General features: G+C 74.4%; 13 protein-coding genes and 3 riboswitches. Of the genes, 12 read left to right on the top strand and 1 reads right to left on the bottom strand.

The window, feature by feature from the left end; translation table 11 throughout:
- Positions 1 to 81 precede the first annotated feature (81 nt).
- From ABTZ03_RS41320 to ABTZ03_RS41275, 10 genes are all read left to right on the top strand, one after another.
- Positions 82 to 852: a YcnI family copper-binding membrane protein gene (locus tag ABTZ03_RS41320; RefSeq protein WP_350518400.1), complete on the top strand. Its 771-nt coding sequence runs from the start codon at positions 82 to 84 to the stop codon at positions 850 to 852.
- Positions 853 to 974: 122 nt separating this feature from the next.
- A riboswitch (cobalamin riboswitch) is annotated at positions 975 to 1,146 on the top strand.
- Positions 1,147 to 1,350: 204 nt separating this feature from the next.
- The gene (locus ABTZ03_RS41315; protein ID WP_350518399.1) at positions 1,351 to 2,850 is read left to right on the top strand and encodes a CoA-acylating methylmalonate-semialdehyde dehydrogenase; all 1,500 of its coding nucleotides are present in this window, start codon (positions 1,351 to 1,353) and stop codon (positions 2,848 to 2,850) included.
- A gap of 5 nt (positions 2,851 to 2,855) precedes the next feature.
- A complete protein-coding gene (locus tag ABTZ03_RS41310) occupies positions 2,856 to 4,001 on the top strand; it encodes an acyl-CoA dehydrogenase family protein (protein ID WP_502894761.1) in 1,146 nt (381 codons plus the stop codon).
- Positions 4,001 to 5,074, top strand: a complete 1,074-nt coding sequence (locus ABTZ03_RS41305) for an enoyl-CoA hydratase/isomerase family protein (RefSeq protein ID WP_350518397.1) — start codon at positions 4,001 to 4,003, stop codon at positions 5,072 to 5,074. The genes ABTZ03_RS41310 and ABTZ03_RS41305 overlap by 1 nt, the downstream gene beginning before the upstream one ends.
- Positions 5,071 to 5,973, top strand: coding sequence for a 3-hydroxyisobutyrate dehydrogenase (mmsB, locus tag ABTZ03_RS41300; protein ID WP_350518396.1), 903 nt, complete (start codon positions 5,071 to 5,073; stop codon positions 5,971 to 5,973). Before ABTZ03_RS41305 ends, mmsB begins: the two co-directional genes overlap by 4 nt.
- The gene (locus tag ABTZ03_RS41295; RefSeq protein WP_350518395.1) at positions 5,970 to 6,758 is read left to right on the top strand and encodes an enoyl-CoA hydratase; all 789 of its coding nucleotides are present in this window, start codon (positions 5,970 to 5,972) and stop codon (positions 6,756 to 6,758) included. Before mmsB ends, ABTZ03_RS41295 begins: the two co-directional genes overlap by 4 nt.
- Positions 6,759 to 6,931: 173 nt before the next feature.
- Positions 6,932 to 8,362: an alkaline phosphatase family protein gene (locus ABTZ03_RS41290; RefSeq protein ID WP_350518394.1), complete on the top strand. Its 1,431-nt coding sequence runs from the start codon at positions 6,932 to 6,934 to the stop codon at positions 8,360 to 8,362.
- Positions 8,363 to 8,449: 87 nt separating this feature from the next.
- Complete coding sequence (locus tag ABTZ03_RS41285; protein WP_502894760.1) at positions 8,450 to 9,250, top strand: adenosylcobinamide amidohydrolase; 801 nt, start codon at positions 8,450 to 8,452, stop codon at positions 9,248 to 9,250.
- Positions 9,251 to 9,262: 12 nt separating this feature from the next.
- On the top strand, positions 9,263 to 9,883 hold the full coding sequence (locus ABTZ03_RS41280) for a TMEM175 family protein (protein WP_350518393.1): 621 nt from the start codon (positions 9,263 to 9,265) through the stop codon (positions 9,881 to 9,883).
- Between the two features lie 54 nt (positions 9,884 to 9,937).
- Positions 9,938 to 10,321: a YybH family protein gene (locus ABTZ03_RS41275; RefSeq protein ID WP_350518392.1), complete on the top strand. Its 384-nt coding sequence runs from the start codon at positions 9,938 to 9,940 to the stop codon at positions 10,319 to 10,321.
- A gap of 113 nt (positions 10,322 to 10,434) precedes the next feature.
- Here ABTZ03_RS41275 and ABTZ03_RS41270 read toward each other — a convergent pair whose 3' ends face one another.
- Positions 10,435 to 11,853 carry a prenyltransferase/squalene oxidase repeat-containing protein gene (locus tag ABTZ03_RS41270; RefSeq protein ID WP_350518391.1) on the bottom strand — a complete coding sequence of 473 codons (1,419 nt, stop codon included), beginning with the start codon at positions 11,851 to 11,853 and terminating at the stop codon, positions 10,435 to 10,437.
- A gap of 105 nt (positions 11,854 to 11,958) precedes the next feature.
- Positions 11,959 to 12,096, bottom strand: a riboswitch (cobalamin riboswitch).
- Between the two features lie 47 nt (positions 12,097 to 12,143).
- A riboswitch (cobalamin riboswitch) is annotated at positions 12,144 to 12,296 on the top strand.
- Positions 12,297 to 12,428: 132 nt separating this feature from the next.
- Here ABTZ03_RS41270 and ABTZ03_RS41265 point away from each other — a divergent pair.
- Complete coding sequence (locus ABTZ03_RS41265) at positions 12,429 to 15,299, top strand: prenyltransferase/squalene oxidase repeat-containing protein (RefSeq protein WP_350518390.1); 2,871 nt, start codon at positions 12,429 to 12,431, stop codon at positions 15,297 to 15,299.
- A partial coding sequence (locus ABTZ03_RS41260; protein WP_350518389.1) for a hypothetical protein occupies positions 15,296 to 16,403 on the top strand: 1,108 nt, incomplete at its 3' end. The genes ABTZ03_RS41265 and ABTZ03_RS41260, both read left to right, overlap by 4 nt.

Genomic DNA, 16,403 nt, shown 5'->3' with positions numbered 1-16,403 from the left:
CGGGGCCACGGCCGCCCGCCCCGACCCCTGACCGACCGCCGCACGCCGCGCGCGTGCCCTCCCCTGGAGAACACCCGACCCATGAGGACTTCCGCCGTGCTCCGCCTCGCCGCCGCCTCCGCCGTGGCGGCCGCGACCGTAGTGGCCGCCGCCACCACCGCCTCCGCGCACGTCATCGTGGACCCGTCCAGCGTCCCGAAGAACACCACCGACCAGACCTTCGCGTTCCGGGTGCCGAACGAGGACGACAACAACAGCACGGTCAAGGTGGAGATCGACTTCCCGACCGACCACCCGGTCCCGTCCGCCCTGGTCGCGCCGGTGCCGGGCTGGACCGACAAGATCACCACGACCAAGCTGGCCACCCCGATCCACACCGACGACGGTGACGTCACGGACGTGGTCTCGCAGATCGTCTGGACCGGCGGCCAGATCGCCCCCGGGCACTACCAGGACTTCACCGTCGAGTTCGGCGCCCTGCCCGAGGGCACCGACAAGGTGGTCTTCAAGGCCCTCCAGACGTACAGCGACGGCAATGTGGTGCGCTGGATCGAGGAGCCCCAGGCCGGCCAGCCGGAGCCGAAGAACCCGGCCCCGGTGCTCACCCTGACGGCGGCGACCGCCGACGACGGGGACTCCCCGAGCGCGGCACCCAGTGCCGCCGCGGGCGCCAAGCCGGCCCCGGCAGCTACCGGCGGCACCACCACCACGGCGGCCGCCGCGGCGAGCAGCAGTGACTCGACCGCCCGGGGCCTGGGCATCGCGGGCATCGTGGTCGGCGTGCTCGGCACTGCGGCGGGTCTGCTGCTCGGCCGCCGCGGCCGCGGCGGTGACGCGGGTACCTCGGCCTAAGGGCCTGTCGAAGGCCGGTGCGGGAGGCAGGTCCTCCCGCACCGGCCTTTCCGCTGCCGCGGCCCCTGTCGCCACCACCGGGTCGGCGGGGACCCTGGACTTACTAGGACGTCCAACTATATTCTCGGAGACAGGTCCGCGGTGTCAGGGAAGTCGGTGTGAATCCGGCACGGTCCCGCCACTGTGACCGGGGAGTTCGTCCTCACAACGACGGCCACTGGCAGCCAGCCGGGAAGGCCTGGGGGCGGGCGTGGATCCGGGAGTCAGGATACCGGCCGCGGGTGTTCCGTGTTTTCCACGAGGATGGAGACGACACGCATGACTCCGGGCCGCTGTTTCCGCTCCGCTGCCGTGCTTCCGACCGCCGGGGCCCATCGCCCCTGACGGTCCGTCAACCACCGCCCGCCGCACCGGCGTACGACCGTACGCCCGGCCCCGCGGCGACGGCGGTGGGTGCTCCATTCCTCCTCTCCCCACCCGTGATGAGAGAAGGAACCGATGGTCCGAGAACTGACCCACTTCATCGGCGGCAAGCGCGTCGCCGGCACGTCCGGCCGCTTCGGCGACGTCTTCGACCCCAACACCGGCCGGGTGCAGGCCCGGGTGCCGCTGGCCGACCGCGCCGAGGTCGAGGCGGTGATCGCCGACGCCGCCCAGGCGCAGCCCGAGTGGGCGGCCTGGAACCCGCAGAAGCGGGCCCGGGTGCTGCTGCGTTTCCTGCAGCTGGTCGACCGGGAGAAGGAGGAACTGGCCCGGCTGCTCTCCGCCGAGCACGGCAAGACCGTCGCCGACGCCCACGGGGACATCCAGCGCGGCCTGGAGGTCGTGGAGTTCGCCGCCGGGATCCCGCACCTGCTGAAGGGCGAGTTCTCCGACAACGCCGGCACCGGCATCGACGTCTACTCGATGCGCCAGCCGCTGGGCGTGGTCGCCGGCATCACGCCGTTCAACTTCCCGGCGATGATCCCGCTCTGGAAGGCCGCGCCCGCGCTGGCCTGCGGCAACGCCTTCGTGCTCAAGCCCTCCGAGCGGGACCCCTCGGTGCCGCTGCGCCTCGCCGAACTGTTCCTGGAGGCCGGGCTGCCGCCGGGCGTGCTCAACGTGGTCAACGGCGGCAAGGAGGCCGTGGACACCCTGCTGGAGGACCCGCGGGTGCAGGCGGTCGGCTTCGTCGGCTCCACCCCGATCGCCCAGTACGTGTACGCCACCGCGGCCGCGCACGGCAAGCGGGCGCAGTGCTTCGGCGGTGCCAAGAACCACATGATCGTGATGCCGGACGCCGACCTCGACCAGGCCGCCGACGCGCTGATCGGCGCCGGGTACGGCTCCGCGGGCGAGCGCTGCATGGCGATCTCGGTGGCCGTCCCGGTGGGGGAGGAGACCGCGGACGCCCTGGTGGCCAAGCTGGTCGAGCGGATCGGTGCGCTCAAGGTGGGCCGCTCGGACGACCCGGCGGCCGACTTCGGCCCGCTGGTCGGCGCGGACGCGGTCGAGCGGGTCCGCGGCTACCTGGAGATCGGTGTCCAGGAGGGCGCCGAACTGGTCGTGGACGGGCGGGACTTCCGGCTCGAAGGGCACGAGGACGGCTACTTCCTGGGCGCCTCGCTGTTCGACCGGGTGACGCCCGACATGCGGATCCACCGCGAGGAGATCTTCGGCCCGGTGCTCACCGTGGTCCGTGCCGCCGACTACGAGGAGGCGCTGCGGCTGCCCAGCGAGCACGAGTTCGGCAACGGCGTGGCCATCTACACCCGGGACGGCGACACCGCCCGGGACTTCGCCCGCCGGGTGAACACCGGCATGGTCGGCGTCAACGTGCCGATTCCGGTGCCGATCGCCTACCACACCTTCGGCGGCTGGAAGCGCTCCGCCTTCGGCGACCTCAACCAGCACGGACCGGACTCGATCCGCTTCTACACCCGTACCCGCACCGTCACCTCCCGCTGGCCCTCCGGGGTCAAGGAGGGGGCGAGCTTCACCATGCCGACGATGGGGTGAACACCGTGCACGCAAGCGATTTGACGGAGGATCAGGTGGCGATCGCGGAGGCCGTGCAGGCCTTCGCCGCCGAACACCTGGCCCCGCACGCGGTGGAGTGGGACCAGGCCAAGCACTTCCCGGTGGACGTGCTGCGCAAGGCCGCCGACCTCGGTCTCGCCGGGGTGTACGTCCGCGAGGACGCCGGCGGCTCCGAACTCTCCCGGCTGGACGGCGTGGTGGCCTTCGAGGCGCTGGCCACCGGCTGCCCGTCCATCGCCGCCTACCTGTCCATCCACAACATGGTCGGCTGGATGGTCGACCGCTACGGCAGCGAGGCCCAGCGCCACCGCTGGCTGCCCGCACTCTGCACGGCCGAACACCTGGGCAGCTACTGCCTGACCGAGCCCGGCGCCGGCTCCGACGCCGCCGCGCTCGCCACCCGGGCCGTCCGGGACGGCGACCACTGGGTGCTGGACGGCGTCAAGCAGTTCATCTCGGGCGCGGGCGCCGCGCAGCTGTACATCGTGATGGCGCGCACCGGCGGCCCGGGCCCCGGCGGGGTCTCCGCCTTCGTGGTGGAGCGGGACGACCCGGGGCTGTCCTTCGGCCCGAACGAGAAGAAGATGGGCTGGAACGCCCAGCCCACCCGCCAGGTGCTGCTGGACGGCGTCCGGCTGCCCGCCGACCGGCTGCTCGGCGGCGAGGGCGAGGGCTTCCGGATCGCCATGGCCGGCCTCAACGGCGGCCGGCTCGGCATCGCCGCCTGCTCGCTCGGCGGCGCCCAGAACGCCCTGGACCGGACCACCGCCTACCTCGCCGAGCGCGAGGCCTTCGGTGCCCGACTGCTGCACGCCCAGGCGCTGCAGTTCCGACTCGCCGACATGGCCACCGAGTTGGAGGCCGCCCGGGCGCTGGTCTGGCGGGCCGCCGCGGCCCTGGACCGGGGCGACCGGCGGGCCCCGCAGCTGTGCGCGATGGCCAAGCGGTACGCCACCGACACCGGCTTCGAGGTGGCCAACGAGGCGCTGCAACTCCACGGCGGCTACGGCTACCTGGCCGAGTACGGCATCGAGAAGATCGTCCGCGACCTGCGGGTGCACCAGATCCTGGAAGGGACCAACGAGATCATGCGCGTCATCGTGGCCCGCGGCCTGATCGGGGCCGCGTGATGACCGGGAACGACATCGACGAGGTCCTGGTCCACCGGGAGGGGCGGGCCGGTCTGATCGTCCTCAACCGCCCGGGCGCCCTCAACGCCCTCACCCACGGCATGGTGCGGCGGATCTCGGACGCCCTGGACGCCTGGGAGGACGACGGGAAGGTCGACACCGTCGTCGTCACCGGGGCCGGCGAGCGCGCCTTCTGCGCCGGCGGCGACATCGTGGCCATCCACCGCGCCGCCACCGGCGGCGACCCGGGCGCCGTCGAGGAGTTCTGGCGCGACGAGTACCGGCTCAACGCCCGGATCGCCCGCTACCCCAAGCCCTACGTCGCCGTGATGAGCGGCATCGTGATGGGCGGCGGGGTCGGTGTCTCGGCCCACGGCAGCGTCCGGATCGTCACCGGGACCACCCGGATCGCCATGCCGGAGGCGGGCATCGGCTTCGTCCCGGACGTCGGCGGCACCTATCTGCTCGCCCTCGCGCCCGGCGAGCTGGGCACCCACCTGGCCCTCACCGCGGGCTCGGTCGGCGCCGCGGACGCCCTGCTCTGCGGGCTCGCCGACCACTTCGTCCCCGCCGAGCACCTCCCGGCGCTGCTCGACGACCTGGCCGATCTGCCCGTGCACGACGCCCTGGAACGCCACGTCGCACCCGCGCCGCCCGGCCACCTGGAGGCCCAGCGCCCGTGGATCGACGCCTGCTACGCGGCCGGCACCGTCGAGGAGATCCTCGACCGGCTGCGGGACAGCGGCGAGCCGGAGGCCAAGCAGGCCGCCGACCGGATCGCCGTCAACTCCCCGAGCGCGGTCAAGGCCACCCTGGCCGCGCTGCGCCGGGCCCGGGCGCTCGGCCCGCTGGAGGCGGTGCTCGACCAGGAGTACCGGATCTCCTGCGCGGCCCTGGCCACCCCGGACCTCGCGGAGGGCATCCGCGCCCAGGTGATCGACAAGGACCGGGCGCCGAAGTGGCGCCCGGCCACCCTGGGCGAGGTCGAAGCCGCCACCGTGGCCCGCTACTTCGCCCCGCTCGGCGAGCGCGAACTCGGCCTCGCCGCCACCACACCCCTGGAGCGCTGGTGACCCTCGACATCGGATCCCTCGACATCGGATTCGTCGGACTCGGCAACATGGGCGGCCCGATGGCCGCCAACCTGGTCAAGGCCGGACACCGGGTGACCGGCTACGACCTGGTGCCGGAGGCGCTGCGGCAGGCGGAGGGGGCCGGCGTCCGCGCGGCGGCCTCCGCGGCCGAGGCGGTGCGGGACGCGCAGGTGGTGATCACCATGCTCCCGGCCGGTCGGCACGTGCTCGCCGCCTACGCCGAGCTGCTGCCCGCCGCCCGCCCGGACACCCTCTTCGTCGACTGCTCCACCATCGACGTCGCGGACGCCCGGACGGCGCACGAGCTGGCCGTGCGGGCCGGGCACCGCGCCGTGGACGCGCCGGTCTCCGGCGGGGTGGTCGGCGCCACCGCCGGGACCCTCACCTTCATGGTCGGGGCGACCGAGCCGGACTTCGCGGGCGTGCGGCCGGTCCTGGAGGCGATGGGCCGCAAGGTGGTGCACTGCGGTGCGGCCGGTGCCGGGCAGGCCGCGAAGATCTGCAACAACATGATCCTCGGCATCTCGATGATCGCCGTCAGCGAGGCCTTCGTCCTCGGCGAGAGCCTCGGCCTCAGCCACCAGGCGCTGTTCGACGTCGCCTCGACCGCCTCCGGCCAGTGCTGGGCGCTCACCAGCAACTGTCCGGTCCCCGGCCCGGTGCCGGCCAGCCCGGCCAACCGGGACTACGCGGCCGGGTTCGCCGCCGCCCTGATGGCCAAGGACCTCGGCCTGGCCGCCGGGGCCGCCGAGGCGGCCGGACTGCCCACCGAACTCGGCCGCAGGGCAGCCGAGTTGTACGCGGACTTCGCGGCGGCGGACGGCGCCGGCCTGGACTTCTCGGCGATCATCACCACCCTCAAGGAGAACCGCGCATGACCGCTGGCGAGACGGCGTACGAGACGATCCGGGTCGAGCGCAAGGGCCGGGTCGGGGTGATCACCCTCGACCGGCCCAAGGCGCTGAACGCCCTGAACACCCGGCTGATGACCGAGGTCGTCGAGGCGGCGGCCGCGTTCGACCGGGACCGGGAGATCGGCTGTCTGCTGGTCACCGGCTCGGAGAAGGCCTTCGCGGCCGGCGCCGACATCAAGGAGATGCAGTCGCTGGAGTTCGTCGACGCCTACCTGGGCGACTGGTTCGCCGCCTGGGACCGCTTCGCCGCGCTGCGCAAGCCGGTGGTCGCCGCGGTCGCGGGCTACGCGCTGGGCGGCGGCTGCGAGTTGGCGATGATGTGCGACGTCCTGCTGGCCGCGGACACCGCGAAGTTCGGGCAGCCGGAGATCAAGCTCGGGGTGATCCCGGGCATCGGCGGCTCGCAGCGGCTGACCCGGGCGATCGGCAAGGCCAAGGCGATGGACCTGTGCCTGACCGGCCGGATGATGGGCGCCGAGGAGGCCGAGCGGGCCGGGCTGGTCGCCCGGATCGTCCCGGCCGACCAGCTGCTCACCGAGGCGCTGGCCACCGCCGAGACCGTCGCGGCGATGTCCGCCCCGGCGGCGGTGATGCTCAAGGAGAGCGTGAACCGGGCCTTCGAGACCACGCTCGCCGAGGGCGTGCGCTTCGAACGCCGGCTGTTCCACTCGGTGTTCGCCACGGCGGACCAGAAGGAGGGGATGGCGGCCTTCGCCGAGAAGCGCCCGCCGAAGTTCGAGCACCGCTGAGGCCCGCCGCTCCTGGCCGCCGCGGGGTGGCCAGGGGTGCTGGCGGGTACCTGACATTCCTTGACTGTTCATCCCTCACCTCCCCTGTCCGGAGATTCCGGCGGGAAGACCGTCGGTGAACCGGTGCGGTGGCATCCGGCACCCGCACCGGCACGACGGAGAGGGTGAAGCTGATGTCCGGAATGACCCGACGGAGGCTGCTCGGATCGGCGGCCGGCGTGTTGGGATCGGCGGCGGCGATGAGCCTGCTGCCGCCGAGCGTCCAGCGGGCGGTGGCGGCGGGCGTGCCGAAGGCCGGTTCGCTGCGGGACGTCGAGCACGTGGTGCTGCTGATGCAGGAGAACCGTTCCTTCGACCACTACTTCGGCACGCTGGCCGGTGTCCGCGGCTTCGCGGACCCGGACGCGCTGCGGCTGGAGAACGGGCGCTCCGTGTTCTACCAGCCCGACGGCGAGAACCCGGACGGCTACCTGCTGCCGTTCCGCCTGGACACCGGCACCACGAGCGCCCAGGCGATCCCGTCCACCAGCCACGCCTGGGCGGTCCAGCACCAGGCGTGGAACGGCGGGAGGATGGACCAGTGGCTGCCCGCGCACCGGGCCGCCGACGGCGTCAACGGCCCGTATGTGATGGGGTACTACACCCGGGAGGACATCCCCTTCCAGTACGCCCTCGCCGACGCGTTCACCGTCTGCGACAACTACTTCTGCTCGGTCCAGGGGCCGACCTGGCCCAACCGGCTGTACTGGATGACGGGTTCGATCGGCGCCGACGGCGGCCAGGGCGGCCCGATCATCCAGAACTCCGCGCCCGAGCCGCTGACCTGGAAGACCTACGCCGAACAGCTGGAAACCGCCGGCGTCAGCTGGCAGGTGTACCAGGAGGCCGACAACTACGGCACCAACATGCTCTCGCTCTTCAAGAGCTTCCAGCAGGCCAAGCCCGGCAGCGCGCTGCACCGCCGGGGCATGACGACCCGCCCGGCCGGCACCTTCGAGGAGGACGCGCGCAACGACCGGCTGCCCGCCGTCTCCTGGATCCTGCCGACCAGTTACCAGTCCGAGCACCCGGACTACCTGCCCGCCGCCGGCGCCGACTACGTCGCCGCCAAGATCGAGGCGGTCGCGTCGAACCCCGCGGTGTGGGCCAAGACGGTGTTCATCCTCAACTACGACGAGAACGACGGCCTGTTCGACCACGTGCCGCCGCCGGTGCCCCCGGCCGGGACGCCGGGCGAGTTCGTCGACGGGCTGCCGATCGGCGGCGGCTTCCGGGTGCCGTGCCTCATCATCTCGCCCTGGACGGTGGGCGGTTGGGTCGCCGGGGAGGCCTTCGACCACACCTCGGTGCTGCGCTTCCTGGAACGGTTCACCGGAGTCCGCTCGGCCACCCTCACCGACTGGCGCCGCCGCACCTTCGGCGACCTGACCTCGGCGTTCCAGTTCGACGCCGGCAGGCGCGAGGCCCCGCCGCTGCCGCCGACCGCCGAGCAGCTCGACCTGGCCGAGTACGAGGTGGCCAACTACCCGGCGCCCACCTTCCCGGGCGGGGGACAGCCGTTCCCCGTCCAGGAGCCCGGCACCCGCCCGCGCCTCCCGCGCTAGCGGTCGGCCCACCCGGCCGGAGGCGGGTGCCCGCCGGTCGGCCCGGGCCGGGGGCGCGGTAGCGTGCCCGGTCGAGGGAGGTCGGTCGTGGACGGATGGCAGGACGGACGGCGGGACGGACCGGTCCGGGTGGGCCGGTCCGCGCGGGTCGAGGACGGCGCCTGCCGCCACCTGCTGGTGTGGCGGGCCGGGCCGGGCTGGCGGATGGTCAGCAGCGCGGTGCTCGGCGGCGGGCTGGGCGAACGGTCCTGGGTGCTGAACGCCCAGGTCCGGCCCGGCTACGCGCGGATGGACCCGGCCGAACACCTGGCCGAGCTGGCCGCCGCCGAGGGCCTGACCGGCCCCGGCGTCGGGCTGATGACGGCGGCCGAGGTGGACGACTGCACCTGGGCCGAGGACGAGGGCGTCACCGCCGTGGTCACGGCCGGGATCGGTGTCCCGGTCTGGGCGGCCGACCCCGCCGCCCGGCCGGCCGCCCACCGGCCCGGCACGATCAACATCCTGGCCGTGGTGCCGGCCCCGGTCGCCGACGCCGGGGTGGTGAACCTGCTGGCCACCGCGACCGAGGCCAAGGTGCAGGCGCTGCTGGACGCCGGGTACGACTGCTCCGGCACCCCCTCGGACGCGGTCTGCGTGGCCGTCCGGACCGGCGGCGGCGCGGCCGACCCCTTCGGCGGGCCGCGGTCGGTCTGGGGCGCCCGGCTGGCCCGGGCGGTCCACCGGGCGGTGCTGGCCGGCGCCGAACGGGACCGGGCCCGCCGCGCGCTCGGGGCGCCCGTGCCGCACCCGGCCTCCGTCCCGCCCTGCCGGGTGCCGGACCTGCTGGCCGGGCCCGATGCCGCTCCGCCGGCCCCGGCGTTGCGCGGACGGGTGCCGCAGCCCGGCTGAGATGCTCTGCCGGTGGAGACGACGGACACCGGCCGGATCGAGGCGTTCAGCGACGGGGTCTTCGCGATCGCGATCACCCTGCTGGTGCTGGAGATCAGGATCCCGCAGGCGCACGGGGCGGCGGAGCTGTGGCGGGCACTCGGCGCCCAGTGGCCGTCCTACTTCGCGTTCGTGGTGAGCTTCCTGGTGATCGGTGTGGAGTGGGTGAACCACCACACCCTGTTCCGGCACCTGGCCCGGGTCGACCGCACCCTGATGTTCCTCAACCTGCTGCTGCTGATGCTGGTCTCGGTGCTGCCCTTCCCGACCGCCCTGGTCGCGCAGAACCTGCGGAACGGCTCGGCGGCGAACGTGGCCGCGGCCGTGTACGGCGCGGTGATGGTCGGCCAGGCGGTGCTGTTCAGCCTCTTCTGGAACTACGCGACCCGCACCGGCCACTGCTTCGACGCGCGGGTGGACGTGCCGGCCGCCCGGGCCGCCCGCTGGCGGTTCGAACTGGGCCTGGTGGTCTACCCGCTGACCGTCGCCCTGGCCTTCCTGTCCGCCCCGGCGGCCCTGGCCGTGCACGGGCTGCTCGCCCTCTACTACGGCTTCAACCAGGTGCGGGTGCCGCTGCTCGACCGGGCGGGCTGACCGGATGGTGGAACCACGGGCGGGGAGGGCCGGTTGTCGTTACCGTCCAGGGGCATGGACCACGACTTCGACCGCAACTTCAACCACGAATTCGGCACCCGCTTCGCCCGGGACTGGGCGGACGCCTGGAACGCGCACGACCTGGAGCGCATCCTCGCCCACTTCACCGAGGACGTCGTCTTCGCCTCGCCCCGGATCCTCGAACTGATCGGCGACCCGTCCGGCGAGGTGCGCGGCAAGGAGGCCCTGCGGGTCTACTGGGCGAAGGGCCTGAAGCACCTGCCCGATCTGCACTTCACCGTCGAGGACGTCCGGGTCTCGGTCGACACCCTCGTCATCAACTACCGCAACGAGCGCGGCCGGGCCGTCGCCGAGGTGCTCAGCTTCCGCGAGGGCCTGGTCTGCCGGGGCTTCGGCGCGTACGGCCCCGAGGCCTGAGCCGGTTGACGGGTGCCCGACGGCGGATGACCGACGGCGGGCGGACGGACGGACGGACGGCGGACGGACGGCGGCCCCGGACGTTCCCGGGGCCGCCGTCCGCACGGGGTACGTCAGCTGCCGTAGCGCAGCGAGACGGTGTCGCCGAGGTTGACCACGGCGGTGCGGTCGGCGGTGATCGAGGCGCCGCCGTCGGTCGACAGCAGCCAGCTCGAAGTACCGCTGTTGGCAACGCCGTTGAGCGAGGTGATCGGACCGGCGACGCCGCTGGCCGGGGTGACCGCCGTGACGCAGCCGGCCGGGCTCGCGGTGGCGGCCGCGTCGAGCACGTCGCCGAGGGTCGCGGTGCTGCCGGTGGGGGTGATGGTGACCGCGCAGGGGCGCGGGTTGCCGGTGCCGTCGTCGACGATCAGGGCGATCCGGGCGGCGGTGCCCGGGGTGAAGCCGGAGGTGGCCACGAACTGCGGCTCGCCCGCGGTGACCGGGGTGGGCGGGGTGGCGGTGAAGCCGCCGCCCGCGACCGCGCGCAGGCCGTCGACCGAGGCGTAGGCGCTGGGCGAGGTGTCGGTGGGCTGGTAGCGGAAGCCGCCGCCGGGGTTGAACTGCTGGGAGATCAGGAAGTCCACCGGGGTCTTCTTGAACGGGGCGGGCGAGGTGAAGTCCGTGCCCTGCGGGTCGAAGCCGCAGGCGATCAGGCCGGAGACGGCCCAGCCGTTGGAGTCGGTGTTCACCCCGTACATCGCGTTGAACGCGCCCGAGGTGGCCATCTTGGCCTTGAGGAAGCCCTTCGCGGCGAGCACCGCCGGGTCGGTGTTGGCCACCCCGCCGACGCACAGCGAGGCCATCGACGCGCCGGTCATGTCGACGTCGCTGGGCTGGCCGAGGGCGTTCGGGTCGCCCGCGGCCTTGCTGTAGTTCCAGCCGCCGTCGGTGTGCTGGTTGGCGCGCACCACGGCGGTGGAGGCGTCCAGCAGCGGCTGGGGCACCCGCTGGGCGCCGGCCTGGGTGCGGGCGCCGCCGAGGGCGAGCAGGGCGAAGACGGTGCCGTTGAAGTTGGCGGCGGGGCCGTAGTAGCCGGGCGTGGACGTCTGCCAGTAGGAGACGGCGTCGGCGATCAGGTTGCGGCCGGGGCCGACCCGGGCCGGGTCTATGCCCGCCGCGTAGGAGTTGAGGATGCCGCGCTCGTAGTCGGTGACCACCGGGCTGGCGTTCGGCCAGGTCGGGGCGGCGAGCTGGTTGCGGTAGACCAGGCGGGCGTTCTTGGTGGCGTCGCCGCCGGGGGTGACGTCGGCGGCGGCGGTCCCGGCCGCGGCCAGGGCGCTGAACGCCCACTCGTTGGACAGTCCGCTGCCCGCGTAGCCGCCGTCCGCGCCCTGGAGGCTGCGCAGGTAGGCGACGCCGTTGGTGACGGAGGTGCTGATCTGGGTCGGGCTCGCGGTGGCCTGGGCCGGGACGGCGGTGGCGAGCGCGGTGCCGGCCGCGGCCAGGGCGGCGACGGCGGTGGCGAGGCCGCGGTGGAGGGTGCGGGTCATGGAAGGGCTCCTGGGGGGTTGGAGGGCCCCGACCGTGCCCGGTGCGTCGACGGCGGTGCGTCGCTGCGAGGGGCGGCCGACGCCCGGATCGCGTGGACGGACTTCCGCGGAACAGTGCGGCCGCCGGGCATCCGGGCTCGCGGGGAAGGCAGTGCCGCCCCGCACACCGTTGCGCGTCAGCCCCGGATTTCCACCGGGTTCCCCCGCTCGGCCGAGCCGGGACCTTACCGCATCGAATTCGAACGAGCCGTGACGTAGACGATATGACGAATCGTTGACCTCGCTGGTCCGGCCATGGTCTGATGAAGCGTTTTTCCTCCAGGGGGTCAGGGGAAGCCGGTTCGAATCCGGCGCTGTCCCGCAACCGTGTGCCCGTACCGACGAGTCCAGCCGACCCGTCCCGGCGGGCGAGCCGGAATGCCTGCGCCGTGGAGCACGCACGAGCGTCGTCGAGGACTGCGACGCGGTACGGCCCACCCCTGCCCCGGGGTGCCCTGCTGCGCACCCGTGTCCCCGCCGACGCCGCAGTCGACAGGGGAGTTCGTTCCGTGCCGGTCCACAGACACCGTCCCACCGTGTGGCGGCGAGGAACCGCCGCCTCCGCGGCCGCCGCCGCGCTCGCGCTGACCGCGGGCAGCCTGGCCCTGGTGGCCCTGCCCGGGACCGCCGCCCACGCGGACCCGCTGGAGCAGTGCACGGCGACCTCCGGGGCCGTCGTCGCGGTCGACTTCGGCCCGTTCGGCGGCGGCGTGGTCCGCGGCTGCGACGCCCACCCCACCACCGGGATGAACCTGCTGCACAACGGCGGGTTCAGCACCGCCGGCACGGCGCACGACGGCCCCGCCTTCGTCTGCCGGCTGGGCAACCCGGCCTTCCACGACGGCACCCAGTACCCCACGCCGGACAAGGAGTCCTGCGTCAACACCCCGCAGGCGACCGGGTACTGGTCGTACTGGATCGCCCCGGTCGGCCAGGACCACTGGTCGTACGCCACGCTCGGCGCGATGTCGCAGAAGCCCGCGCCCGGCGAGGTCGAGGCCTGGGTGTACGGCGGGACGGACGTCGGCGGCACCACCGGCTCCCCGACCTTCACCCCGGACTCGGTCCGGGCCAAGGGCGGGTCGTCCACGCCCACGCCGACCCCCACGCCCACCCCCACGCCGACCGCGACCGGTACGCCGAAGCCCCCCAAGGCCGACCTGCCCGCCGCGGCCCGCTGGCTGGTCGCCCGGCTGACCGACGGCGACCACGTGTACGACCCCTCGGCGAAGGCGGTGGACTACGACGCCACCACGGACACCGCCTTCACGCTGGCCGCGGCCGGCGGGCAGGACGACACCCTGCGCAAGATCGTCGCCTACCTGGCCGCCCACACCGACCAGTACGCCTTCCCGGGCGGCCCCAAGGCGGCCCCCGTCCCCCGGGCCGTCGCCCAGCTGGCGCTGCTCGCCGAGATCACCGGCGGGGACCCGCGCGCCTTCGGCGGACACGACCTGATCGCCGCGCTCACCGACCACGTCTGCACCGCCCAGGGCAAGCTCGGCGCCTGCACCGCCGCCGGGGACTTCGAGGGCGTCACCTACCCGGTCAACCAGGCCCTCGCCCTGCTGGCCCTCGCCCGCTCCGGCACCGCCCTGCCGCCGACCGCCGTCGCCCGGCTCACCTCCGCCCAGTGCGCCGACGGCGGCGTCTCCTCCGTGATGATCGCCCCCGGCGACCACTGCGACGGCGACCCGGGCACCACCGCGCTGACCGCGCTCACCCTGCGCCGGGCCGGCACCGCGCCCGACACCGTCAAGCGCGCCGACGCCTGGACCGCCGCCCAGCAGAAGCCCGACGGCGGCCTCTGGCCGTACTCCTGGGCCGGCGCGAGCGACACCTACACCACGGCGCTGGCCGCCCAGGCCCTGAAGGCGGCCGGCCGCACCGACGCCGACGCGGCCGCCACCGGCTGGATCGCCGCCCGGCAGCTGCCCTCCGGCGGCTTCACCACCGACCCGGCCGCCACCGACGCGGACCCCACCGCCACCGGACAGGCGGTGCTCGCCCTGGCCGGCACCGACCTCGCCGCGCTCGACCACGACCTGCACCGGAAGCCCGACCTGGCCAAGGGCTCGGCCTACCTCACGGACCCGACCCGGCTGATCGGCGGCCAGTACTACGAGGGCTTCCCGGGCTTCGCCGACTTCGGGCTGACCATCGACGGTGCCTTCGCCCTCGCCGCCACCGGCAGCGACGACAAGGCACTGGGCCGGATCGCCGACTTCCTCGACCAGCACGGCAAGGACGGCAACGGCCGGACGGTGGACGACTGGACGAACGTCGGCACCGAGTTCGCCGGCGGCGGCTCGATCGGCAAGACGGCGCTGCTCGCCGAGGTGGTCGGTCGCGACCCGCGTGCCTTCGGCGGCCAGGACCTGATCGCCGCGCTCGCCGCCATCATCTGCACCGCGCCCAGCCAGGCCCCCGACACCGCCTGCGCGGCCCAGGGCAACTACCGCTATGCGACCTCGGTGTTCTCCCAGTCGCTCGGCATCATCGCCCAGCTCCGGGCCGGGGACGGCGCCCACGCCACCGAGCCGGTGCGCTACCTGACCGGCCTCCAGCACGCCGACGGCTCCTGGCCGAGCCTGATCCCGGCCAAGGGCGACTCCGACGTGGACAGCACCGCGATGGCCGCGATGGCCCTCGACCTGCTCCCCGACGACCCGGCCGCCAAGCAGGCCGTGGACCGCGCGGTCGGGTGGATCGCGGGCAAGCAGCTCGCCGACGGAGGCTTCCCGGGCGCCTCCGGCGACTCCACAAACTCGACCGCCCTGGCCGTCCAGGCGTTCTCGCTGCGGGCCGGGCAGTACGGTCCGGCGATCTCGCGGGCCCGGGACTTCCTGGCCGGGCAGCAGAACCCGGACGGCGGCTTCAACGTCGCGGCGGCCGGGCAGCGCGGCTCGGACGTCCGGGCCTCGACCCAGGTGCTGGGCGGGACGGTCGGCACGTCCTTCGGGACCCTCAAGCGGCCGGTGGCGGCGGGGACGCCGCAGCCGACCGGGTCGCCGTCCGCGACCGCCTCCCCGACCTCCACCGGGTCTCCGACGTCCACCGCCTCCCCGACCTCCACCGCCTCCCCGACCTCCACCGGGTCTCCGACGTCCACCGGGTCTCCGACCTCGGGCGCGACCTCGACCGGCACCCCGGCGCCGACCGGGACGTCCGGGGCCTCCGCGCCCGGCGTGACCGACGTGCCCCCGGCGGGTGCCGGTGACGGCGGGGCACCGGGCGGCGAGGTCCGGCCGGTGGTGGCCGACGCTGCCGCCCCGAACGGCTCCGGCCTGGCCCACACCGGCAGCGACGCCGCCCTCCCGGCGCTGCTCGCGCTGGCCCTGCTGCTGGCCGGCGGCACCGCCGTCGCCGTCTCCCGCACCCGCCTCGGCCAGGGACGGCACCGATGAGCCGCCGACAGGGCCTGGCGGCCGTGCTCGGCGCGCTCTCGCTGATCGGCACCGCGCTGCTCGGCACGGCCACCCCGGCCGCCGCCGCACCGCTGCCGCTGGACCAGTGCACGACCACCTCCGGCGTGATCCTGGCGATCGACTTCAGCAAGTGGGGCGGTCCGGTGCTGCGCTCCTGCGGCACCACGCCGACCACCGGCTACGAGCTGCTCAACCAGGGCGGCTGGCACACCACCGGCACCGGCCACGACGGTCCGGCGTTCATCTGCCGGATCGGCTTCAGCGGGTACCTGGGCGGCAAGCAGTACCCGACCGCCGACCAGGAGAAGTGCGTCCTCACCCCGCCGGCCAGCGCCTACTGGTCGTACTGGCACGCCGACCCGGGGGACACCGACTGGAGCTACAGCCAGCTCGGTGCGATGAGCTACCACCCCAAGCCGGGCAGCGTCGACCTGTGGATCTTCGGCGCGACCAACGACGACCTGACCATCGGTCGGCCGACCATCCCGGTGGACTCCCTGCGGGCCCACAACACCGCGCCCGGCGGTTCGACCACCGGCGGCTCCGGTTCCGGCGGCGGCTCGGGCAACGGCTCCAACGGCAGTGGCGGGAGCTCGGGTTCGGGCGGCGGTACGGCCGGTGGCTCCGGGTCCGGCTCCGGCGGTTCGACCACCGGTGGTTCCGGGTCCGCGTCCGGTTCGGGAGGCGCGGGCAGCGGCCGGGGCAACGGCTCCGCCCCGCAGCCCGGCAGCGGTGGTGGTGCCCGTCAGCCCGCCCCCGGCCGGGCACCCGCCCCGGGCGGCACGCCGGCGGCCCCGGCCGACGGCACCCAGCCGCCGACGGACGCGCCCGCCTCCGACCAGCCGACGACCCCGGCCGCCACCCCCGAGGGGACACCCACCCCGACGGACCCGCCCACGCCGACCGACACCCCGTCGGCCACCGCGACCTCGGCGAGCCCGACCACCACCGTGGTCGACGCCGCCCCCACCGCGGACGCCCCGCACGACTCCGGCTCGGTGCTGCCGCTGGCGATCACCGTGGCGGTCGCCCTCGGCCTCGGCGGCGCCGCCGCGCTGGCCGCCCGCCGGCGCCGCCGAAGGG

Source organism: Kitasatospora sp. NPDC096077, from assembly GCF_040303245.1.
In the GTDB taxonomy this organism is placed as follows: Bacteria; Actinomycetota; Actinomycetes; order Streptomycetales; family Streptomycetaceae; genus Kitasatospora.
This window is presented reverse-complemented; position numbering and strand designations above follow the sequence as displayed.

Excerpts from the sequence above, each read along its gene's own strand:
- ABTZ03_RS41320 (WP_350518400.1), top strand. The coding sequence starts at position 82 with ATGAGGACTTCCGCCGTGCTCCGCCTCGCCGCCGCCTCCGCCGTGGCG.
- ABTZ03_RS41295 (WP_350518395.1), top strand. The coding sequence starts at position 5,970 with ATGACCGCTGGCGAGACGGCGTACGAGACGATCCGGGTCGAGCGCAAG.
- ABTZ03_RS41315 (WP_350518399.1), top strand. The coding sequence starts at position 1,351 with ATGGTCCGAGAACTGACCCACTTCATCGGCGGCAAGCGCGTCGCCGGC.
- ABTZ03_RS41305 (WP_350518397.1), top strand. The coding sequence starts at position 4,001 with ATGACCGGGAACGACATCGACGAGGTCCTGGTCCACCGGGAGGGGCGG.
- ABTZ03_RS41290 (WP_350518394.1), top strand. The coding sequence starts at position 6,932 with ATGTCCGGAATGACCCGACGGAGGCTGCTCGGATCGGCGGCCGGCGTG.
- ABTZ03_RS41270 (WP_350518391.1), bottom strand. The coding sequence starts at position 11,853 with ATGACCCGCACCCTCCACCGCGGCCTCGCCACCGCCGTCGCCGCCCTG.
- ABTZ03_RS41275 (WP_350518392.1), top strand. The coding sequence starts at position 9,938 with ATGGACCACGACTTCGACCGCAACTTCAACCACGAATTCGGCACCCGC.